The following is a 21,202-nucleotide window of genomic DNA, read 5'->3' on the forward strand; positions in this document are numbered from 1 at the left end:
ATTAGAAAAGGAGAGTACTGTGTCGCGTAGACGCGTCGTGGTCACCGGTATGGGTATGCTGTCGCCACTGGGTACCGATGTACCGAGCACCTGGCAGGGCATTCTGGCTGGCCGCAGTGGCATTGGTCCGATCGAACACACGGACCTGTCTGCCTACTCCACCCGTTTTGGCGGCTCGGTGAAAGGCTTCGAAGTCGAGCAATACCTGTCGGCCAAAGAGGCCCGCAAGCTCGACCTGTTCATCCAGTACGGCCTGGCGGCCGGTTTCCAGGCGGTGCGTAATGCCGGCCTGGAGGTCACCGACGCCAATCGCGAGCGTATTGGCGTGGCCATGGGCTCGGGTATCGGTGGCCTGACCAACATCGAAGAAACCAGCCGCACCCTGCACGACTCGGGGCCGCGCCGCATTTCGCCGTTCTTCGTGCCGGGCTCGATCATCAACATGATCTCCGGGTTCCTGTCGATCCACCTGGGTCTGCAAGGGCCGAACTACGCCATTGCCACCGCCTGCACCACCGGCACCCATTGCATCGGCATGGCCGCACGCAATATCGCCTACGGTGAGGCCGACGTGATGATCGCCGGTGGCGCCGAAATGGCCGCCTGCGGCCTGGGCATGGGCGGTTTCGGTGCTTCGCGCGCGCTGTCCACCCGCAACGACGAGCCAAGCCGGGCCAGCCGCCCGTGGGACAAGGGCCGTGACGGCTTCGTGTTGTCTGACGGTGCCGGTGCCTTGGTGCTCGAAGAACTGGAGCACGCCCAGGCGCGTGGTGCGACCATCTATGCCGAGCTGGTTGGCTTTGGCATGAGCGGCGACGCCTACCACATGACTTCGCCGCCCGACACTGGCGAAGGCGCTGCCCGTTGCATGGCCAACGCCCTGCGCGATGCCGGTATCAAGCCGGAAGAGGTCAGCTACATCAACGCCCACGGCACTTCGACCCCTGCGGGCGACGTGGCCGAAGTGGCTGCGATCAAGCGCGTGTTCGGTGAGCATGCCTACAAGCTGGCGGTCAGCTCGACCAAGTCGATGACCGGTCACCTGCTGGGTGCTGCCGGCGCGGTGGAGGCGATCTTCAGCGTATTGGCCATCAACAGCCAGATGGCACCGCCCACCATCAACCTGGACGAGCCGGACGAAGGTTGTGACCTTGACTTCGTGCCGCACCAGGCGCGCAGCATGCCGATCGACGTGGTGTTGTCCAACTCGTTCGGCTTTGGCGGCACCAACGGCTCGCTGGTGTTCCGCCGGTTCGCCGGTTGATGCACGGCTGGATCGATGGCCAGCCGGCGGCTGCACTCAACCTGCAGAACCGTGGCCTGGCCTACGGCGATGGCCTGTTCGAGACCATTGCCGTGCGCGGCGGTCGCCCCAGCTTGCTGGACGGCCACCTCGCACGCCTGGCGCTGGGCTGCCAGCGCCTGGCGATCAACGCCGACCTGGCGCTGGTGCGCGACGAACTGCTTCGCTATGCCAACCAGCTCGGGGAAGGCGTAGCCAAACTTATCCTCACCCGTGGCGACAGCCAGCGTGGCTATGCCCCGGTAGCCGATGCCGCGCCACGGCGCATCCTGCAGGGCAGTCCGTTGCCCGGTTATCCTCTTGAGCATGCCGAGCAAGGCGTGCGGTTGTTCCCTTGCCAGACCCGGCTTGGGGAACAACCGCTGCTGGCCGGGCTCAAACACCTCAACCGCCTGGAGCAGGTGCTGGCACGTGCCGAATGGCAGGACAGCGAACACGCCGAAGGCCTGATGCGTGACGGGCAGGGCAGGGTAATCGAAGGGGTATACAGCAATCTGTTCCTGGTGCGCGACGGCGTGCTGCTTACCGCCGACCTCAGCCGCTGTGGTGTAGCCGGGGTGATGCGTGCGGCGTTGCTGGAGCAGGCCGTACTGCTGGGCATCCCGGCGCAGGTCTGTGACCTGCCGTTCAAGGCGCTGGAGCACGCAGATGAAGTATTTGTTTGCAATAGCGTTTACGGCATTTGGCCCGTGCGTGGCGTAGCCGCGCTAAACTGGTCGCCTGGCCCGCTCACCCGTAAACTGCAGGCCGTTGCCCGTACGTTACTGGAAACCTGAATTCGTGAGACGTAAATTCCTGCTGTTGCTGGAAATGGCCTTGATCCTTGCCGGCCTGGCGCTTGGCTGGTCGGCCTGGAAGGTCAACGCCGTCCTGGAGCAGCCCTTGCACATCACGCAGGAGCGCCTGCTCGATGTACCCAATGGCACCACCCCCAACCGCATGTTCTATCGCATGCAGAGCGAAGGGTTGCTCGAAGACGCCGTGTGGCTGCGCTTGTACTGGCGCTTCAACATGGCCGGCACCCCCCTGCACACCGGCGAGTACCGCCTCACCCCGGGCATGACCGTCGGGCAGCTGTTCGATGCCTGGCGACGTGCTGATGTGGTGCAGTACAACCTCACGCTGGTCGAAGGCTGGACCTTCCGCCAGGTACGCTCGGCCGTGGCCAAGCATGAAAAGATCAAGCACACCCTGGACGGCCTGTCGGACTCCGAAGTGATGGACAAGCTCGGCCATACCGGCGTGTTCCCGGAAGGGCGCTTCTTCCCGGACACGTACCGCTTCGTGCGTGGCATGAGCGATGTCGAGTTGCTGCAACAGGCCTACATGCGTCTGGACGAAGTGCTGGCCAAGGAATGGGCCGAGCGCACCACCGACCTGCCATACCGCGACCCGTACCAGGCGCTGATCATGGCTTCGCTGGTGGAAAAGGAAACCGGTATCCCTCAGGAACGTGGGCAGATAGCCGGCGTGTTCGTGCGGCGCCTGCGCCTGGGCATGATGCTGCAGACCGACCCGACGGTGATCTACGGCATGGGTGAGCGTTACAACGGCAAGATTACCCGCGCCGACCTGCGCGAACCGACGCCCTACAACACCTATACCATCACAGGGTTGCCGCCGACCCCGATTGCCATGGTCGGTCGCGAAGCGATTCATGCGGCGCTCAACCCGTCGAACGGTACCAGCCTGTACTTCGTCGCCCGTGGCGACGGTAGCCACGTGTTCTCCGACGACCTCGATGACCACAACTCGGCGGTGCGCGAGTTCCAGCTCAAGCGCCGTGCAGACTACCGCTCCAGCCCCGCCCCGCAGCAAGAGGCACAACCGGCTGCTGAAGACGCCCAGCCCGAGGTGCCTGCGGCGGATGAGCCCCCTGTGCAAGACGCCCCTGCCGGTGGCGCGCAAGCGGCCGAACGGCCGACGCCTGACGAACAACATTAAGGACTGCCTGTGAGCGGCTTGTTTATTACGCTGGAAGGCCCCGAAGGCGCGGGCAAGAGCACCAATCGTGACTACCTGGCCGCGCGCTTGCGCGAGCAGGGCCTGGATGTGGTATTGACCCGGGAGCCTGGTGGTACGCCGCTGGCCGAAAAAGTGCGCGAACTGTTGCTGGCTCCCAGCGATGAAACCATGGCAGCCGACACTGAGCTGCTGCTGGTATTCGCTGCGCGCGCCCAGCACCTGGCACAGGTCATTCGTCCGGCATTGGCTCGCGGGGCCGTCGTGTTGTGTGACCGCTTCACGAATAACTTGTTTCGGAGGGGGGAGAACGTAAACCTGAGGGATTCTGCGCCTAGCTTTATCTTTTTTCCCTAGACCCTAGCCGGAGCGGGGCTTGTGGAGTAGGAGAAGCATTGCTAGTAATTTCATCATAGCACCGAGGTGCGGCGTTATGTAAACCACCGCTCGTCAGCGAAAATCGTAGGTGAAATGTAAACCTATTTTGGCCATACACCGTCCTTTTTCCCCTTCCCGATGCTCCTTGCCAACCAAATCATCCATCAAGCCCAATGAATTCGGGCTTTTTCAGGTTTACATCTGCATTTCCGGCGCCTCCACGGCGTCCGTGTCGGGCTCTATCCCACCCTAGTTTTTTTGATGCCAAAGCCGTCGCAATGTGCTCTCCGGTATCCCCAGCTCCTTCACTGCCTGAGCCTGGGTAAATCCTCTCTTCTTCAAGTCCTGAACGGCCTCCCATTTCTTCCTAGCGCTATCTGAACCATGGCGGGCTAGTTCTGCTGGCTCCGTTGGGAGGCTCGCGTCTGCCAGCTCCAAAGCATCCAGTTCCGCCAGCGCAGCTAGCAGCATCTCCCTAGCTGTTTTTTGATCATGAGAGGCAACCGTTAGGGCTAGTAGGGTGATCGGCTCCACCTTCAACGCGGCTGCTAGCTGATAGCTCGTGTCGAGGCTCACCACACTCTTTCCGAGTTCTAGCTTACTCACGTAGGGCTGAGAGACCGAATCGCCGACATTGGCGATGTCCTCCTGGAACAGCCCTTTACGAGTGCGTAGCAACTGGAGGCATGCTGCAAAGGAATAACGCAGCGACATCGCAAGCTCCCTAAAAGCGAACGGTATGCCGCGTTTGCCTGCCGCCATGCAAAGAGCTATAGTTATACCGGTGGCGGTCAGGGGTTAGATCGTCAATTTATGCGTAATTATTGGCGGGAATGCAACTGATGGAAAGAGGGCTCGAAGATGGGCTGCTGGGCGAAAATGGGGTTCCCCTGACTGGCTCCGAACTTTCCCTCGAAGATGTTCTTGCTGCCACCCGACAACGGTTCAAGTGGTTTCCTATCTGCGTAGTTGAAGAGTGGGTAATCCTCGATGCGATAGTTACTGAAGAGGAGCGGGCGAAGGTCACCGCAGCTGGGTGCCAGCCGATGTTTCTATTTGCCCACACGGTGCTGCATGACGAGGCGAGACGCTTCGAGCCCGGCGACTGGGTACGTTCCTCCATGGGCACTCGATTCGAAGAGGGCTACTTGTTCATCACGCGAAACACTGCCTATGTGTTGAAGGGGCCCGGGCACCGCAAGTCTTCGTCTATTCAGGCTATTTTCTCCATCTTCTAAATATCATCGCTTCTATGTGATACTGGCTCTTGAGGCACTTTTATGTTTCGTACCCACCAAAGTGATATAGCAGGCATGCCTGGCATGTTTGGCGACGGGCTCATGCATTGGCATGGTGTTTCCCGAGCTATCGCTACCCACTGGTACCACGTTAGCGTTCAGCGTCTCGAGGATGGTCAATTCAGGAACCATACCGAAATGCTCAACGATGAGCCCCGACTCGTTGAGCTTTTGTTAGCCCAGGATGAGAGTCTGGTTGTTCAGGAAGTCCAGGTAGTGACGCCGGCCTGGATGAACAAAGGCGCGGGGTGGAAGCTGGAAAATCTGACGTCTCTTTTGATGGGATTCAGCCGGGCAGAGGTTCCCATATGTGTCCTTGAGGTCGAGAGTGGCGATGTATATGTCGACACTCATGAGGCTGACCTCGATGTGGCATCTCTGAAGGGATTGAAAGAGCTGTACCGGCGCAGCTCCTCAAAAGAAGCTCCAGACACGATGGCGAGGGCGCAATAATCATGACGGACATCAGCACTATTTCAGTCGATTTCCTCGTAAAGCGTTACTCTGACTTTGACCTGCTCAGAATTGCTCGAGCTGTCGGGCAAGGGTATGAGGATGAGGTCACCGCCTTCCTGGTGAACGTTGAAATACAAGCGTGCAGCGCTGTGGGCGTGGTTTTTGGACATGCGCGAAAAGGGCCGTATGGGCGGTTTTCGGATGGGCATTTGATCCGGACTTCGGACATCCAGAAGGTAGAGAGGGAAGGGCGGTTCTGGGTTATTACGACCGTCAATTCTCGCTACGTTGCGGCCACTTTCGGGCGGGCAGGTGGACGACGCAGTCTCCGCGAGTTTCGACGCCTTGCTGAAAATCGGTATATTCCGACTCCTGATCGTCATCACTGATATAGGAACTCAGCCTACTCAGCGGGCCGCTTCGCGGACGGCTGGCGTGAACCAAACCCCGCCCAGAGCGGGTTTTGGCCCTGTCGGGCTTTCATCCTCCCGCCTGCGCGCTCCGCTTGCCCAGATAAATCGGAGCCAGCGTTAATCAACAGTTGATAGGGTAAAGTAGTCGGGCTCTGCACTGATGAAAACAACCTATGCCATCAATGCAGAGGCCTACCTGGCAGCTAGCTCACATCGTCAGTAGCGCGACGTTAGCCCAAGGGACACTGATTCAAAGAGAGCAGGTTGTTGTTCCATTGCCCATCAGCATAAGTCCGCAAATAAGCGGCCTTGCCATTCTCCCTAACTACGCCGATGTAGGCCTTCTTCCCGCTAGTCGGATCTTGAACATAAAAAGTATTCGATTTCGCATCGATACTTTGAATGACCTGCTCCCTTGACCATTTCCAACCCGCAGCTGGGTTGCCAAGGTGGGTGATGTGCTCGTGAGCACTATTGACGTTTGGTTTGGTGATGCACGTGACTACTACATCTGCCATTGCAAATTCCTTTGATGATGTCCTTAAGAGTGGAGCCTCCCGCATCTCGCTTTGTAGTGGCTTCTGGCTATTTGTGTCAAGAGAATAGACGCAGGTGAAAAATGACGCCAAATTCTTGGCTTTGGATTTCGCAGCTATCCCGTAAAATTCTTCGCTACTAACATCGCGTGGGCTAGTATTTCTGACCGAGAAAAGGTATTCGGGTATTTCAGTTTACTAAGTCAAGGATGGTTATGACAGCGCAGAAAATTCCCCTCGAGTCCGAAGTGGTCATCTGGTTGCAGCAATGCATAGAGAATGATGAGCTGTTTGATGCGATCCAGGGCAAGGAGGCCGTACTGTCGCTGGCAGATCTAGGTGATCAAGAATGCTTTTTACCTGCTTTCAGTATCGACTACATTTCACGTCGTGCCTCCGCAGAAGCGGCTCGGCATGTACTTGGCCGGCTTGCCTTGTTGGAAATTATTTCCATCAACACAAGCATTTCCCTCACAACTGGGGAAGTGCTACGCCCTGATATTCTTTGTTTTAATTCGGAAACCAAAACTCTTGTTGTGTTTGAAGTCAAGCGTGCCAGCGATACAGAGCGCCAGACAGTTACCGAGCTAGCGGGTTATGAGCAAGAGCTACGGAACATGCTGCCATTTCTGGGGAATTTCGACGTCTGCTTCGTGGTCGTCGCAGCAGATTGGTCGACTCTCCTAGTCCATGCAGTTGGCAGTATGAATGCTTGGTCAGGAAAGCAATGCCTAGCACTTCGACTCACCAGCAATGAGTCAGGATTTGGACTGACTGCACAATTGCCGGAAGCTTGGCACCTTACGGGCAGCACGAACCTTCCTCCGGAAGCGTTGACTTCTATCGACCTATACCTCGCTTGCAAAGGTATTGATCAACTGGGAGATGAAGGGCCCATAGGTGATCATGGCAACACTGAAGAAGACGATGAGCGTTGGCCGCCACGAGCCGTTCTTTCGGCAATGGATATGATCGCCAGGTCAGGTGACCGCGCTGGGTCACACGGATTTATGATGCTTTGGCGTGATGTCCACGGTTACGGTAGAGGGAGATGGTGCATAACACTTACTGCAATCGATCCATACGCAATGTATGCGTGGTGCAGAGACCATGGGTTGCCTCAGCGAGAATCGGAAGCTGGAGCGTTTCTCAACAATCGTAGAGGCGACCTCTTGGGGCAGACGCCCACCACTGTATATGACATAGCCAAAGCAGCTTATCCTATTTTGGAAGAGCACTTCGATCCAGAGTTTTGTGGTGACTTTCAGTGGCATCTCAAGATTCGTCAATATCGTCATAGAGTTGTGCCGACGAGGTTCGACTTCTGGGGCAGCCTAGGACAGCACGCACGTGAGTTTGTTTGCAATCCTGCAGTAAGGCATAACTACATGCCATTTGTATCCAGGAGTCAGCTGGACTGGACGGATCCTGCAGTTGCAATGACATTGGTGGCTAACCTCTCGGTTGGAGTGCCATTCCCAAGAGGAGTAATCAAGTGCAGCGATGCCTTCCGAGTAGGTCGCGTACTCGGTGATTTAGCGGTCGCTGCCTTCAATGCCACTCCTGACAGAGAACAGGCCGCCAAGATTGAGCCGCTGGTCGAGTGGGCGCAGCTTGAAGCGCTCAGGTATGCCATTGAGATGAAGCAGATGTACGACATCACTGAAGAAGTCGTCGCACCGATGCCTCACCTTTCCACCGACCCCTCGAAGCGTTTTGAGGCCACCCAAGAGCTGGCCAGTTGGGTGACCAGTTATCTGATTGGCCCGCATCATCCGCTTCATCAGGCCTGCTTTGAACTTGGTTATCGTCATGCAATCGTATTCGATCTGCTGGAGGAGGGCTCTCGACGACACCTTCAGTCGGCCGGCGCCGGTGAGGCAGTAGTGCTGGTTCGGCAGATTCTGGTTGTTGTGATAGGCAGGGCTGAAGGGAGTCAAGGTCAAGTTTTTAGTTCTGAAGATTACCTCCGTTTTATGGACTTCCTAGAGCCGTATATCAGTGCGGAGATGGATCGGAAGAATGAGGTCGAAGTCAGTGACGCGATAGGTGCGATTGACGATGATGTGCTTCTGTCAGGTTTTCCTAGTCTGATTGTAGAAGGGATGGATTCGATCATCCCTGTTGTCCTGCACACTACCAAAGCTCCGTTCCATGGAAAAGTTGATTGGGAGTGGTTGAAGTCTGGCGTGAAGGCACTGTTCGAAAGCGGGGATAATTGTCCAGCTATCATCTTTAGCCAAGATGGGACAATAGGTAGCGGTCGTTTGCAAGAGCCATTCAGGATGGTGTCGCCGATCAGTGACCCAGAGACGGAGGTTTATGTGATTGACGAGTCGTCTAGGCTGAGCATCGCAATTAAGATGTCATGGGATGAGGTGATAGAGTTCCATGCCAAGCGAAGCCATGGATACTCCAAATCACCCTCGCATCCAAGTGCAGATTAATGTATGACGAGGCCATGGAATTTCCTTTGTCACTCAGCGTAGGGTGCCGGTATTGGAGGGGCAGGGATATTCAGTTTGCACTGCAAGGCCATCTGGTATGCAGTGTCCAGGTGCGTGGCAAGTGAGCCTCCCATCTCAATGTGTTGCGACAACACTTCCTGGTGGTCAGCATCTGTCAGGGTGTTGTTGAAGATGAGCCAAGAATGCAGGTGCGGTGTAGTTTGTGTGATGGAATCTGCAACGCTTTCGGACAGCGCTCGGGCTTTGCGGTCATCAGTGATGAAGGCTTGGCGGATCTTGCTGGCGAAGGCGATTGAGGACAGTTCGCCTTTCCCCAGCTTTCTGCGATTTTCGAGATCAGCGATAGCCTGTAGGTCATCAATACTGCAGGAGTGGGATGCAAACTTGCCTCTTTTTCTCTCGCGTTCCAGACGCTCCCTGAGCTCAAGGTCGGCATCCGTTGGGGATGACCGTGGCTTGACCAGGCATTCATAGAACACAAAGCCGGTTATGCAAAATTCGCACTTGGCTTCTTGAGCCCCGGCATAAAGCCGCCGTGATGACAAAATATTCCAAACAGAGCAAGTGTCGGCGACGTTGATTTTGTGGAACTTGGATGGATCAATGGCCATGAATTTTCCTCCCATACAGCGACGCAAGTGCGTTCAATTCTCCATAGCCACAGAGCAGTGCTTCTGCGAGCCGCCCAAGGCTGATTACGCCTTGGCTATGAGCATCCAGACACAGCGTCACGTAATGATTCGATAGCCCTCGTTCGAGTAAGGCGGTTTTTCTTAATCGTTGCGGTTGTGTGAGGCTTTCTGGCAACTCAGGATCTATTTTCGCTTCCCGCAGAACACGATAGCTTCGGATGCGTCGACTGGTCGCTTCGTCGGCTCGCTTCGCTGCTTTCAAGGCGACACCAAGGGCGTCACAGCTCACCCGGAATTTATTAGCCCATGATTGGGCATCCTCTTGCGTCCAAACGCCGGGATCAGGGAGCTTGCTGATCGTTTCTGGTGGCATCAGATAGCAGGATGCAAACCTATTGGCGCGAACCTCCCTGATATCCTTGTCTCCTGGGATCGTCACGCTTGGCCCATCTTCGCTGTCAAAAATGCAGTGAGCCATCTCGTGGGCCGCACTGAAGCGCTGTCGATACACATCCTCGTTGTAGTTGACCAAAATGCATTTGCCAGCCACGGGATGTTTCACAAAAACGCCAGAAATGTTGGAGTTTTCCAGCCTTCGACGAAACACATGCACACCAACCGAGCGAAATTCTGCGTAGATATCCCGGGGTACCTCCCGATCTGAGTGTCCCATGAGCTGACGAAATGCCTTAGCCGCTTCTTCTGCATGACCTATGTGATAGTTTCCTCGCGGCTTGAAAGCGAATGACCGGGCACCGCCCCGAAGCTCCTGGGTGAGGAATTCTTCGGTCTCACAGAGATACAAAAACTCCTGAATCGCCGAACGATCCTCTTTCGAAAACTCATGGCCGTGGGCCCGGTACAGTGTTTCCGTTTGCTCGAATGGAGCCAGTTCCTCGTTCGAAATGAAGAATTTGAAGTCACAGCGATAGTAGTCGGCGAGAATGAGCACCTCGTCCCCGGAGGGCTCAAGCGTGCCCATCTCGATTTGTTTGAGCCGTTCCGCTTCAATAGCTACTGCCTCTGCGACTTCGCTGAGAGGGCGCTGGAGCTGATTACGGTACCGCCGGAATTTATCGCCTAAAGCTTGGAGGTTCATGCGTTGGGTCACATCCTAGTGGCGTAGCTCCGACAGATCATAGCCTGAGTAGTAGCACTCGTTAATCAGCACTCGGCAGTGCTCCCTCAACGATCTGTTCGAATCTTTCATTCACAAACGGTTTGGGCGCGGGTGGTTACTCGAAAACAGCTCCATTTGTTCGATGCATTACTGGACGGTCTTCACCATACTCCTAGATACCCAGCCCTGAATCTCAATGTCCTCGTGCTTGTAAATGACCTCCAGCCAGGTCTTGTCGGTCGAGTCTACAACCTCCAACACGGCATACTGCTTCAAAGGCATGATTACCTCGGCCTTCATGCCTGGCGAGTAGCGAAGGTTCACGTTGTCCCTGGCTACGAGCCTCACACGCGCCTTGGCGCTTTTAGTCATATGGCACATCGAGGAACGAACCAGCCTGTGAGCCTCGGCAGTAGACTCCGACTGAAGGGTAAGATCATTGAGATCACACAGACCCTCCTTAAAGTCCTTCCACTGGCTCACATGCGCCAATGTGCCTGACAGGAAGCTCAGGATGCAGCAAAGCAGGAGGAACGCGGCAGGCGAAAGCGGCTTGCGATTCTCCTTGCCCTCAAGTGCATCGATAATTTCTGTCTGTAGCGAGGCTTCCTGAACGGGCTTGACGTCATAGCGAGCTGCCGGCTCCCGAACCAAGGCTGTCTGCTCGACGATTTCATATTCTTCAAACAGTTTGGCCAGCTTGCTTGCAGATGTGCGTTCGAGTGCCTCGAACAGCGGCGATTCTGCAAGGATGGCTACCTGCTTCATCATTTCGCTGTACTTCGGCGTAGCGTGCAGCTTCGCCAACCCGTCAGTGAGGCTGTGCATCTGTGCGAAGCTCGCCAATGTGGCTTGAGCGGCTTCATTTTCTGCCCAGAGATTGCGGAAGGATTTCAGTCCATCTAGTGCTCGAATCTGGCCTGAAATCTTCTCCATCGCTTGTGTAGCGGCGCTCTCGAAGCTGGGGATCTGCAATCCTGAAATACCACCAAACGGCTGAAATAATGGGCCGGAGGTTAGTCGCATGATGGCGTCAATCTGCTTGCTTGGATAAAGGCTATCCATCGCACGCATTGCTGCAGCCGCAGGTGCCATGGCCTTGTCCGCGAATTCCCGGATTTGCCTAAAGGAAGCACCATGGGAGTCATGAAGCAGAGAGCTAGTCACTCGGGCCTTTTCTAATAGAGCCTGGGTGCCGGCATAGCTTTCCTGGAAAGACTTGATGGCTTCGATGGATGAGCTGTTGATAGGAGAGGGAGGAAAGAGCGTCTCGTTCGCCATTTTCTGAAGGGCCGCCAATTCCTGGGGCGTTCTTTGCGCTTCAGTCTGGTTGATGGCTTCTATGTAATCAGCTACCTGCTGAAGTCGTTCGTCTTGATTCGACACCATCCCACCCCAAGTCTTCGGCTCAGGTCGAAAGGATACCTGTTCCGATTCCGCATGGGCGATGGGTTTTCCGGAGGTAGTGAAGATATCGATTATTTTTTGAGGCGTTTTAGGGGGTAGGGCGCGCCGCTTCGCGGCCAGGCTGTCGTGAACCGAGCCCTGGCGTTCCGCCCGTCTCGGCCCTTCGGGCTGACATCCTTCACGCCTTCGGCCTTCCAGGCCTGCGCGCTCTGCTTGCTTGGGACGAACTCCAGCCTTGCAAGGCTTCTGAGTCATTCCAAAGACAGGTTCATTTAGCTGCGGCGTTAAAAAAACGCTTCATTTCAGATCTAACAGGATATCTACAGCATACTCTTAACGACATGAGTCCTTATATTTTTTGCTCGACCGTTGATAAGGTGTGATATTGAAGGGCGTGCGAAATATATTGACTTGCAAGAATCCAGATGATTATACTGGCGCCATCTTAAAGTGGAGCGCTCACGGACACTGCAGGATCTCTGTAAGACCTCCGATCTCCATGGAAAGGCGCTATCAACGGTATGGATTATCGAGAAGCGTATAGAAGCCCCTTAACTGGGGCTTTTTTTCGTTTTCAGTTTGATGTTGTCAGTGGCCTCGCGGCATGGCCAGCCGCTAAAGGAAAAAATTCAGAAATACCAAGATTTTCACTCAAGGTTTGCCGAGTCCTACCGTTTTGGATAGGTAAGGTAATATCTTGAGAGCGTTATGACCAATCGCCAATGCTGCAATTCCACAACCTCCTTTATCGCGTCCTCGACTTTCGAATTTCTTGATACTGCTGAGACCTACAGTGCTTCAGTAAGCCTCAAGGACACTGGCCTCGTAGAGGCACTTCTGCATGATTTTCGCGTTGCATTTACGCCATATCAAGCGCACCAAGTGGCTGCATGTCTGATACAGGCAATCGGGCACCTGGGAGTGTCATTAACGAACTCCTATGATAGGAACACTCTGAAGCTTCTCGACTCAATTGGTATCTGGACTCAACTCATCGTAATAAATCGATCAACCCCAAAGCCTGGAAGTGACAAGCTGGACGATCAAGGTTTTGGGCCCAATTATGTTGCCAGTGGCAGATTTCAGGATCCCGATCCGTCTGTCACTTTTGTGGACGAGAGGCAGGCCGTTTACGACGTCTCGATCATGCCCCACAAGGATGCAATCATGCTCAAATTTGGGTGGGTCGCCTGGATCATTACCCCCACTGAAGCTGAATGGCTGGCCGATCAGCTATGGACTGCCGCGTTTTTGGCAGCAAAGCAAGCTAAAAGCATGAGTTGATTTTGATTGCCCATGCGTTCCGGAGAGGGACGTTCCACTCCGGGGCGCATTAGGTATATGGCACGACCCCCTATTACTGGGTATAGCTCACGCTCATCACAGTTGGCCCCAGTACGCTGACACGTATGCCATCTCTGCATTAACCATCGAAAGAAGTTTCGGATCGGCGTGGCCTGGGCCGGCGAACATCTTGCTGTTTTTCACGTCCAGTATGGCCATGCAACAGCCATCTGGAGCGTCTGGCCTCAGAGAGTGCTCCATTAGGGCGAGCACTACATCAATCCTCAGCTTCTGCAGTTTTTCGTCTTTGAGGTACAGCTTGACGAAGTGAGGCACCCCGTCGACCATCAGGCCAAGCTCTGGTTTAACTGAGATGTCGATGTCACCTACCTGGTAGGTCACGGCATAAGGTGCGTGCCATTCGATCTGCTTTCGCCCCCACCATTTCTCATAGCCTTTGATCGCTCGAGGATAATTGCTTAGCTTTTTCTGGTCGCTGATCCGAGCGAGGATGGACTTGAGCTCGCCTTTATCTCCTCCCTTCTCATGGACAGCAACAATGCCCTCCCGAAGAGCCTTGTAGAAATCCGTAACCGGGCTGTATGGCGGTCTGTTCTTGATCTCTGAAACCTTGTTGGCTTTTGGCGCTCCGGCTCTGGAAACGACCTCAACCACATCTCCTAGTGTCAGCCTTGGCATAACTCCTCTCCCATTAAAAGGCGTTGATGCAATCGAGCACCGCGTCTGAGCTTACAAATCTTCAACTTAGCTCAAATGGTACTGAGCGAGGCCAGATTCGTTGGGCATGGATGTGATTGACGAGCTCCATGGATATTCCGCTCATGGTGACGCTGACTACTTACGTTTGGTGGAAGATGCAGCGGGGAGGGTGTGAGAGCTCGCCCCCCCCTACGTTTGTGGAAACCAGTTACCGTCTGAGCCTCCGTACAGCCCTGTCCTCATCGACATCCCGCGCTCACTTGCCCCCTTCCATCCGTTCGCCGAGTCATTCAGGCGTCAGTTGCATAGCTAGCCTGCAGGGGCTTCGGGCATGTTTAATCCGGATGAGAAGAAAGCCAACGCAGCTGGTCTACCAAGAGGAGATCTCAAATGTGGGATACGCACATGCCACCCCCATCTGGTGCGTGGCCAGGTGGCGATGGCATGTACGTAATACTCAAATTTGGTGGGTGGGACTTGTTAGCTGAAGATGCCTAGCAGCAATGTAGCACCGATTACAGTGGCAGCGCCGCCAATGCGAGTCGAGATCTGAGCAAAAGGCATCAGTTGCATACGGTTGCAGGCAGACAAGATAGCGACGTCTCCAGTACCGCCTAACCCACTGTGGCAGCAGGTGACGATGGCCGACTCGACCGGGAACATTTTCAATAGATTGCCGATGAGGAACCCTGCCGCTGTCATGGCGAGTACCACTGAGGCGCATACCATTACGTAACCAACAGAGAAGACACTTGCCACGCTATCAAGAGGTACGTAGAGCATTCCAAGCCCGATCATTACTGGCCAGATGAAGGCAGTGGAAATGAGCTTATAAAATTTCTTGCTCCCTTTTTCTAGTTTTTCAGGTAGAGCACGAACATATTTAAAGACTACAGCAGCCAGGATCATCATTACCGGCCCTGGGATATGCACAACTTTCTCGAGCAGCCCCCCTAAAACAAAGAACGCGCAGATGAGCAACACACCAGCACCCATATAGCGGAAGTCGATAGCGCTGTCATCCTCGACTTCCTCCTTGAATGCGTCATTTTCCTCTCGGGCACGAATCAGTTGGCCGTCACCATTTATTTTTGGCTTACGAGCAGCCCAGCGAGCCAGAGTGCCTGCACAGATGATGGCGACGATATTGCCTACGACTGCAGCAGGCACCAACTGTGCGACATATTGTTCTGGGGCTCCGCCGAGGATGTGTGAATACGCAAGAGAGAGTGGAAGGATACCTTCACCAATACCACCACCAATGATCGGGACAATGATGTAGAAAAAGGTGTGGTGAACGGTATAGCCGAAGCTTACGCCTACAGCTAAACCCACTGCCACCGCTGCGAGGGTGCCTATTACAAGTGGAACGAACATCCGGATCATGCCCTGGACAAGAATTGTCCGGTTCATACCCAGGATGCTTCCTACGACAAGACTTGCAATTACAAAATAAAGGAAGTTGGCATCCTTCATTAGCATCTTGGTGGCATCAATCGTGGTGCTACCGAAGAAGCCGTAATAGACCAATACAGAGGGTAACAAGAGGCACAAAATCGCGCCGCCGCCTATGTCTCGGAGCAGAGGCAACCGTTGACCCACCTGGCCAAGTAGCATACCCATAGTCATGATAACTGCTAGGCCGCCAATCATTGTCTTGGGGAGGTAGCCTAAATGGGCTGAAAGGAAAACGATCAGGGCGATACCGAGAAAATAGGGCAGCGGGATCACGCCAATTTCATATTCCATGAGTGCGGTAAACCGACGCCGCGTTGGCATTGCTTGGGTTGCGAGGGTCATTTTGAATTCCTCTGTTTATTTTTGTGTGAGGAGGCTTGCTGCCAGAGATCACGGCAATTTCCTATCTGGTAAAATGCTATCCTTAGCAGAATCGTAAAGAAACGGCCCTTCTATGCACGCTATGAACACGAATCATGAAGTGACACCACTGCCTGATGACCTTCGGGTTTTCCTTACGGTGATTCGTGTGGGGAGCTTCTCAGGCGCGGCCCTGGAGCTTGACCAATCGCCGGCATATGTGACCAAGCGCATTAAAATTTTGGAGGAGACGCTGGGGACGCGGCTACTTCACCGGAGCCCTCGCAGAATCGCTCTCACTGACTCTGGGGTTAGAGCTCAGCAATGGGCGGTTCGGATCTTGGATAACCTTGACGAGTTTATGGGCGATTTGAGCCAGGTACGAAAAGCCCCCAGAGGCTTGTTGCACATCTGTAGCAGCTTCGGTTTTGGTCGGAATTATGTGGCTCCAGCGGTTGCTGAGCTTTCGAGCGCATATCCTGATCTGGAAGTTAAGCTTGACGTATTTGACCGGGTGGTTGATATCGTTGGTGAAGGATTTGATTTAGAGATAAGGGTTGGTGACGACATTCCAGAAAACCATATCAGTCGACTGCTCGTTGCCAATAAGCGAGTGATATGTGCCACGCCAGAGTATCTCGCGCAGCGAGGAACGCCAGAAAAACTTAGTGATCTAGCGGATCATGATTGCTTGGTACTAAAGGAAAGAAACAATCCCTACGGTGTATGGAAGCTGCTCAAGTCAGAGAAAGAAGAAACCGTTCGTGTCAATGGCCGGCTTTCCTCCAATAACGGTGAAATCGTGCTGCAGTGGGCCCTAAATCACCGTGGATTGTTGCTGAGGTCGATGTGGGATGTTAAGCCTCTCCTAGAGCAAGGCCGCCTAGTTCAAGTGCTTCACGACTACAGTCAGAGTGCGAACGTATGGGCGGTCTACCCGACACGCTTGGCGGATTCCGCCAAGCTGCGGGTATGCGTCGAGTTCCTTGAATCCAGCTTCAGCCGGCTGCGAGCTGATTGAATGAGCGTCTCAAACCCTAGACAGGACAACCTTTGTCACGAAGCTGTTCATCAAATCGGTTGGGATCAAGAGTGCCGGCTGCAATGGATTTAAGGATGTTCGCCTCTCTGTCGAGCAGCTCCGTGCACCTGGCGTAGACATTCGGCAGCTCGTCCACGCCCACTGCCACCACTCCGTCGGCATCGCCCACGATCAAATCACCAGGATTCACTATCATGCCAGCACATGCGACCGGTACGTTTATTTCGCCACCGCCGTCCGTACTTGGCCCTCGGTGTACGTATCCCAATGCAAACACGGGGAGTTCTCCCCCCATCCACTCCTCCCTGTCTCGGATAGCACCATTGACAACCACTCCGGCAATACCGGCTTTGATGGCCATGGCTCGCATGATGCCGCCGATCACGGCACGGCTGAGATCTCCACTCCCGTCAACGACCAAGATATCACCGGGACGCGCCATCTGAATGGCTTTAAGCAACAGCAGATTGTCTCCCGGTCGAATCCTGACGGTCAGGGCGCTCCCGCTAAGATGACGGAATCCGTGATATGGCTTAAGCCCCAGGCCGCCTGTATTTCGTCCCAAACAGTCGCTGACGATTGCTGAAGGCATCCCTTCAAATGCTTCTCGCCATTTTTCCTCGAGAGGTGGAGGGGAGGGATTGATGCGATACCCCGTAGGCCATTCCCCGTCATTTATTACGTTAAGCATTCGAACATCTCCAGATGCCGTCCCCCATTTGGGGCGGCTGACGACTGAGGGTCAGGCCAACCACGGGTTGGCTTGCATATGACGTTCCTCAAAGCGACGGATCTGCTCACTTCGGACAAGCGTACTGCCGATTGCGTCAAGTCCCTGGAGAAGCGCATCCCTCCTCAGCGCGTCGATCTCGAATCTGATGCGGCGATCATCCGACAGGAGAATGTACTGCTCCTCCAAATCAACGGCGATTTTTGCGGTCGCCGGCTTACTGACCATGGCGCCCAGCTCTTTGAGTTCTGCCGGAGACAGTTGGATGGTGAGCACGCCATTGCGCTGGCAGTTGTCGTAAAAGATGCCTGCGAAACTCGTACCGATGAGGGCTCGGATCCCTAACTGTTTCATCCCCCAGACGGCGTGTTCGCGGCTTGACCCACAACCAAAGTTAGGGCCTACCACTAGGAATTTGCTCTCGTTCCAAGGCGCTTGGTTGAGGACAAACTCGGGATTCGGCGAACCGTCGGCCAAGAATCGCAAATCGAAGAACGCCCCACGGTCGAGGCCATTACGGTCAATCCCTTTGAGGAATTGCTTAGGCATGATTACGTCGGTATCGACGTTTGCAGCCAGGATGGGTGCGGCAATGCCCGCTACTTTGTTGAACGGTTGCATATCAGGCCTCCAATACCAAGGAACGAACATCGACCAAGTGGCCAGTTACAGCCGCTGCTGCAACCATCGCGGGACTCATGAGGTGGGTGCGTGCACCCTGACCCTGCCTGCCTTCAAAGTTGCGGTTGGTGCTTGAGGCGCAGCGATCACCGGCGCTCAGTACATCGTCATTCATGGCAAGGCACATTGAGCAACCGGACTGTCTCCACTCGAAGCCTGCTTCTCGGAAGATCTGGGCGATCCCCTCGGCTTCTGCAGTGTCACGCACTAGCGTGGAGCCTGGGACGATCATTGCACGTACACCTTCGGCTACTTTCCGCCCTTTAACTACACGTGCCGCATCGCGGAGGTCTTCGATTCGAGCGTTGGTGCAAGAACCAATGAAAGCATGGCTGATCTTGATACTACTGAGTGCAGTACCTGGTTGCAGATCCATGTAGCGAAGTGCTCGCTCCAGGTCACGGCGCAGGATCAAGTCTGGCTGCTCCAAAGGGTCGGGCACTTTGTCAGAAATCGCAGCAGCCTGATCAGGGCTGGTACCCCAGGTAACCATCGGCTGTAGGTCTGCTACATCCATACGGACTTCCAAGTCGAATTCGGCACCAGGGTCTGTGTAAAGCGACCTCCAGCTTTCAACTGCCTGAGCCCATACGGCCCCTTTCGGCGCACGTGGCTTGTCAGCCAGATAAGCAAACACTTTTTCATCCGGGGCCATGAAAGCTCCGCGAGCTCCGGCTTCGACTGCCATATTGCAGATAGTCATTCGAGCTTCGACGCTCAAGGCGGTGATCGCAGGCCCAGTGAATTCGATGGCGTAGCCAGTCGCGCCCGAGGCACCGATCTGGCGAATCAGTTCCATGATGATGTCCTTGGAAACCAGACCAGGCCCAGGGGTGCCGTTGACAGTTACACGCATGCTTTTCAGGCGCTTGTACACCAGCGTTTGCGTCGCCAAGAGATGCTCGATCTCGGAGGTGCCGATACCGAAGCCAAATGCTCCCAGTGCACCGTATGTGGTTGTGTGGCTATCACCTGCCGCCACCACCATGCCAGGGAGGATGAATCCTTGTTCTGGCGCTACAACGTGTTCGATACCTTGGCGCTTGTCTAGGACGTCGAACAGTTCAATACCGAAATCGCGGCAGTTTTCTTCGAAGTAATTGACTTGCAGGGTTCCACCTGCGTCAGGCATTGCGGAGATTCGATCAGGCGCGGTCGGGTTTACGTGGTCGACTACACAGAGGGTTGCCGAAGGGCGCCAAACCTTGCGACCTCCTTCCCTTAAGCCGCTGAATGCCTGAGGGCTGGTGTATTCATTCGCAACCTGGCGATCAATGTAAAGGAGCACGTGCCCTTGATCATCCAGCTCACAAACGGTGTGGGAGTCGATGTGTTTTTGATAAAGCGTCTTTGGGGTATTCATGGCAAATTTGTACCCGATATTGTTATTGATGCAGCCCGCAGGCATCACGATCACTGGCGAGCAGTGGTGGTGTCAGCTTATCGAGTCAAATTTCTAAATAAAGATGCCAAGTAAATACCTTTGGTGCACGATTCGTGAATCAACCACTTTAGCCTTTGATAAACAGCATGGTTGCGGATGCCACCAGAAAAACGGCGAACAAAATCCGAAGGTGACGCTCGTGAACCCTATAGGCCCATTTCACACCCCAACCTACACTCAACAGTCCTCCTAATGCCATGGCAAGGCCCATAGGCCAATCTACATGGCCATCCCAACAGTAGGTCGCCAACGTAATCATGGTGCTGGGGAGCGCGAGCGTAAGGGCCATGCCCTGCGCAGCCAGTTGGCTGAGGCCGAAAACACCAGTGAGGACAGGAACTGCCACTACGGAAGCACCCACTCCGAAAAAGCCACCTAGAACCCCACAGCCAGACCCAAGTGCGCCTAATCGGAGGGGAGATGGTTGAGCCTTGGGTTTAGTGCCCCGATGAGAGATGCGGTTCCTGAGCAAGGTGAGCGCTGCGAGGCCAAGCATAAGTATTGCGAAACCCATTCGGATGTACAGAGGGTCGAGGTGCACCGCTGCTCGTGCACCAATACCTGCGGTGATGAAGCCCATGGCTGCCAAGGGGAGCGCAAGCGACCAGCGGATGGGGCTTATCTGCTGATACCTCCATAGTGCAAGGGCGACGTTCGGAACCATCATGACCAAAGCAGTCCCCTGAGCCATGGTCTGGCTTAGGCCCAGGATCAGGGTCATGAGGGGAATGGCGACAAGGCCTCCGCCAATTCCGAAAAATCCACCCAGTGCGCCCATGAGAACGCCAAAAACGAAGTCAAATGCGAAGTTGATCATGCAGCAAACCATATGAGTCAGTAGGCAAGTGGAAGTCCGCTGGCCAGAGAAACGCAGGATGCCGTGATCAAATCAACTCATGAACGCATTCTTCGTGAATAGGACGTGCATGAAATGGGAATTGAGGTTGGATAAGGATCTCTTAAATATGCGATGGAGCTGGGCTTCAGCAGCGTTTTCGTAGAAATTGTTACGCTTACGGATCAGTCTGCCAAAGTTGACGCCTATTTCGAATAACAGCCACGTCGGTAGCGCCAGCAAGGTCTCTGAGAAAATGTCCGGTGGCGTCAGGATCATCCCGACTACGAAGCAGCCGACGATCAGGTACGGGCGGATCTTGTTCAGGTCTTCACGTCGACCACGCCTACTAGCAACACTACGGCCACCGGAATCCGAATGCGGAGAACAGCGTCATGACGAAATCGAGGTAGCTGTCGATGTCGGTCATCTTCGACACGCCTTCAGGTATTGACTTGGCGCAGAAGCTAAACATCAGCGGGAACACCAGGGAATAGGCGAAGGCGATGCCGGCGCGGAACGGCAGGATGCTCGATGGCGATGCGTTTTGCATGGCGATGCAGCCCCGGCGTGGGCCAGCTAGACGCTCAGAATGAGTCTTTGAAGACCTTCAAAATCCGTGGCTTACCAGAGGTGTGCTGAGACTGCCGTCCTTCAATTTTGCAACTCGTCACA

20 protein-coding genes and 2 pseudogenes are annotated in these 21,202 nt (G+C 54.8%); 10 read left to right on the plus strand and 12 right to left on the minus strand.

The features are described from left to right. The first annotated feature begins 19 nt into the window (after positions 1 to 19). The 4 genes and pseudogenes from fabF to tmk form a co-directional block, all read left to right on the plus strand. Positions 20 to 1,264, plus strand: coding sequence for a beta-ketoacyl-ACP synthase II (fabF, locus tag FHW75_RS12325; RefSeq protein WP_016715142.1), 1,245 nt, complete (start codon positions 20 to 22; stop codon positions 1,262 to 1,264). Further along, positions 1,264 to 2,079: an aminodeoxychorismate lyase gene (gene pabC / locus FHW75_RS12330; protein ID WP_019098592.1), complete on the plus strand. Its 816-nt coding sequence runs from the start codon at positions 1,264 to 1,266 to the stop codon at positions 2,077 to 2,079. The genes fabF and pabC overlap by 1 nt, the downstream gene beginning before the upstream one ends. A 4-nt stretch (positions 2,080 to 2,083) precedes the next feature. After that, the gene (gene mltG, locus FHW75_RS12335; RefSeq protein ID WP_183673723.1) at positions 2,084 to 3,247 is read left to right on the plus strand and encodes an endolytic transglycosylase MltG; all 1,164 of its coding nucleotides are present in this window, start codon (positions 2,084 to 2,086) and stop codon (positions 3,245 to 3,247) included. A 9-nt stretch (positions 3,248 to 3,256) separates the two neighbouring features. Then, a pseudogene (tmk, locus tag FHW75_RS12340) lies at positions 3,257 to 3,553 on the plus strand (dTMP kinase); the annotation flags it as partial. A 339-nt stretch (positions 3,554 to 3,892) separates the two neighbouring features. Here tmk and FHW75_RS12345 read toward each other — a convergent pair. After that, on the minus strand, positions 3,893 to 4,357 hold the full coding sequence (locus FHW75_RS12345) for a helix-turn-helix domain-containing protein (RefSeq protein ID WP_183673727.1): 465 nt from the start codon (positions 4,355 to 4,357) through the stop codon (positions 3,893 to 3,895). A gap of 119 nt (positions 4,358 to 4,476) precedes the next feature. Between FHW75_RS12345 and FHW75_RS12350 the strand changes: the two genes are divergently transcribed. Genes FHW75_RS12350 through FHW75_RS12360 form a run of 3 tightly spaced genes read left to right on the plus strand, consistent with a single transcriptional unit; the run spans position 4,477 to position 5,786 of the window. Continuing rightward, positions 4,477 to 4,881, plus strand: a complete 405-nt coding sequence (locus FHW75_RS12350) for a DUF6957 family protein (protein WP_311649484.1) — start codon at positions 4,477 to 4,479, stop codon at positions 4,879 to 4,881. Between the two features lie 42 nt (positions 4,882 to 4,923). Further along, a complete protein-coding gene (locus FHW75_RS12355; RefSeq protein ID WP_183673729.1) occupies positions 4,924 to 5,394 on the plus strand; it encodes a hypothetical protein in 471 nt (156 codons plus the stop codon). A 2-nt stretch (positions 5,395 to 5,396) separates the two neighbouring features. Continuing rightward, positions 5,397 to 5,786, plus strand: coding sequence for a hypothetical protein (locus tag FHW75_RS12360; RefSeq protein ID WP_183673730.1), 390 nt, complete (start codon positions 5,397 to 5,399; stop codon positions 5,784 to 5,786). Between the two features lie 254 nt (positions 5,787 to 6,040). On the opposite strand, the gene FHW75_RS12365 is transcribed toward FHW75_RS12360, so the two are convergent. Then, complete coding sequence (locus FHW75_RS12365) at positions 6,041 to 6,328, minus strand: DUF3892 domain-containing protein (protein WP_183673732.1); 288 nt, start codon at positions 6,326 to 6,328, stop codon at positions 6,041 to 6,043. A 233-nt stretch (positions 6,329 to 6,561) separates the two neighbouring features. Here FHW75_RS12365 and FHW75_RS12370 point away from each other — a divergent pair, with 233 nt between their 5' ends. Continuing rightward, positions 6,562 to 8,793: a hypothetical protein gene (locus tag FHW75_RS12370; protein WP_183673735.1), complete on the plus strand. Its 2,232-nt coding sequence runs from the start codon at positions 6,562 to 6,564 to the stop codon at positions 8,791 to 8,793. 29 nt (positions 8,794 to 8,822) lie between these two features. On the opposite strand, the gene FHW75_RS12375 is transcribed toward FHW75_RS12370, so the two are convergent. The 3 genes from FHW75_RS12375 to FHW75_RS12385 form a co-directional block, all read right to left on the minus strand. Then, the gene (locus FHW75_RS12375) at positions 8,823 to 9,425 is read right to left on the minus strand and encodes a hypothetical protein (protein ID WP_183673738.1); all 603 of its coding nucleotides are present in this window, start codon (positions 9,423 to 9,425) and stop codon (positions 8,823 to 8,825) included. Continuing rightward, positions 9,415 to 10,545, minus strand: coding sequence for an XRE family transcriptional regulator (locus FHW75_RS12380; protein WP_183673741.1), 1,131 nt, complete (start codon positions 10,543 to 10,545; stop codon positions 9,415 to 9,417). The genes FHW75_RS12375 and FHW75_RS12380 overlap by 11 nt, the downstream gene beginning before the upstream one ends. A 168-nt stretch (positions 10,546 to 10,713) precedes the next feature. After that, positions 10,714 to 12,228 carry an SH3 domain-containing protein gene (locus tag FHW75_RS12385; protein WP_183673744.1) on the minus strand — a complete coding sequence of 505 codons (1,515 nt, stop codon included), beginning with the start codon at positions 12,226 to 12,228 and terminating at the stop codon, positions 10,714 to 10,716. A gap of 453 nt (positions 12,229 to 12,681) precedes the next feature. Between FHW75_RS12385 and FHW75_RS12390 the strand changes: the two genes are divergently transcribed. After that, on the plus strand, positions 12,682 to 13,257 hold the full coding sequence (locus FHW75_RS12390) for a hypothetical protein (RefSeq protein WP_183673746.1): 576 nt from the start codon (positions 12,682 to 12,684) through the stop codon (positions 13,255 to 13,257). A 96-nt stretch (positions 13,258 to 13,353) separates the two neighbouring features. Here FHW75_RS12390 and FHW75_RS12395 read toward each other — a convergent pair whose 3' ends face one another. Together FHW75_RS12395 and FHW75_RS12400 are read right to left on the minus strand one after the other, a co-directional pair. Continuing rightward, complete coding sequence (locus FHW75_RS12395) at positions 13,354 to 13,956, minus strand: hypothetical protein (RefSeq protein WP_183673748.1); 603 nt, start codon at positions 13,954 to 13,956, stop codon at positions 13,354 to 13,356. 501 nt (positions 13,957 to 14,457) lie between these two features. Further along, a complete protein-coding gene (locus tag FHW75_RS12400) occupies positions 14,458 to 15,777 on the minus strand; it encodes a 2-hydroxycarboxylate transporter family protein (RefSeq protein ID WP_183673751.1) in 1,320 nt (439 codons plus the stop codon). A 121-nt stretch (positions 15,778 to 15,898) separates the two neighbouring features. Here FHW75_RS12400 and FHW75_RS12405 point away from each other — a divergent pair, with 121 nt between their 5' ends. Beyond that, positions 15,899 to 16,816 carry a LysR substrate-binding domain-containing protein gene (locus FHW75_RS12405; protein ID WP_183673859.1) on the plus strand — a complete coding sequence of 306 codons (918 nt, stop codon included), beginning with the start codon at positions 15,899 to 15,901 and terminating at the stop codon, positions 16,814 to 16,816. A gap of 16 nt (positions 16,817 to 16,832) precedes the next feature. Here FHW75_RS12405 and FHW75_RS12410 read toward each other — a convergent pair whose 3' ends face one another. The 5 genes and pseudogenes from FHW75_RS12410 to FHW75_RS12430 all read right to left on the minus strand — a co-directional run. Next, positions 16,833 to 17,528, minus strand: coding sequence for an RraA family protein (locus tag FHW75_RS12410; protein WP_183673753.1), 696 nt, complete (start codon positions 17,526 to 17,528; stop codon positions 16,833 to 16,835). 51 nt (positions 17,529 to 17,579) lie between these two features. After that, positions 17,580 to 18,188 (minus strand): 3-isopropylmalate dehydratase small subunit, encoded by a 609-nt coding sequence (gene leuD, locus FHW75_RS12415; protein WP_183673755.1) that lies wholly within the window; start codon positions 18,186 to 18,188, stop codon positions 17,580 to 17,582. 1 nt (position 18,189) lies between these two features. Next, complete coding sequence (leuC, locus tag FHW75_RS12420) at positions 18,190 to 19,611, minus strand: 3-isopropylmalate dehydratase large subunit (RefSeq protein ID WP_183673757.1); 1,422 nt, start codon at positions 19,609 to 19,611, stop codon at positions 18,190 to 18,192. A gap of 148 nt (positions 19,612 to 19,759) precedes the next feature. Next, a complete protein-coding gene (locus FHW75_RS12425) occupies positions 19,760 to 20,509 on the minus strand; it encodes a sulfite exporter TauE/SafE family protein (protein ID WP_183673759.1) in 750 nt (249 codons plus the stop codon). Positions 20,510 to 20,581: 72 nt separating this feature from the next. After that, a pseudogene (locus FHW75_RS12430) lies at positions 20,582 to 21,096 on the minus strand (twin-arginine translocase subunit TatC); the annotation flags it as partial. Between the last annotated feature and the right edge of the window lie 106 nt (positions 21,097 to 21,202).

Origin of the sequence: Pseudomonas sp. OG7 (assembly GCF_014192825.1) — a bacterium.
Classification (GTDB): domain Bacteria; phylum Pseudomonadota; class Gammaproteobacteria; order Pseudomonadales; family Pseudomonadaceae; genus Aquipseudomonas; species Aquipseudomonas monteilii.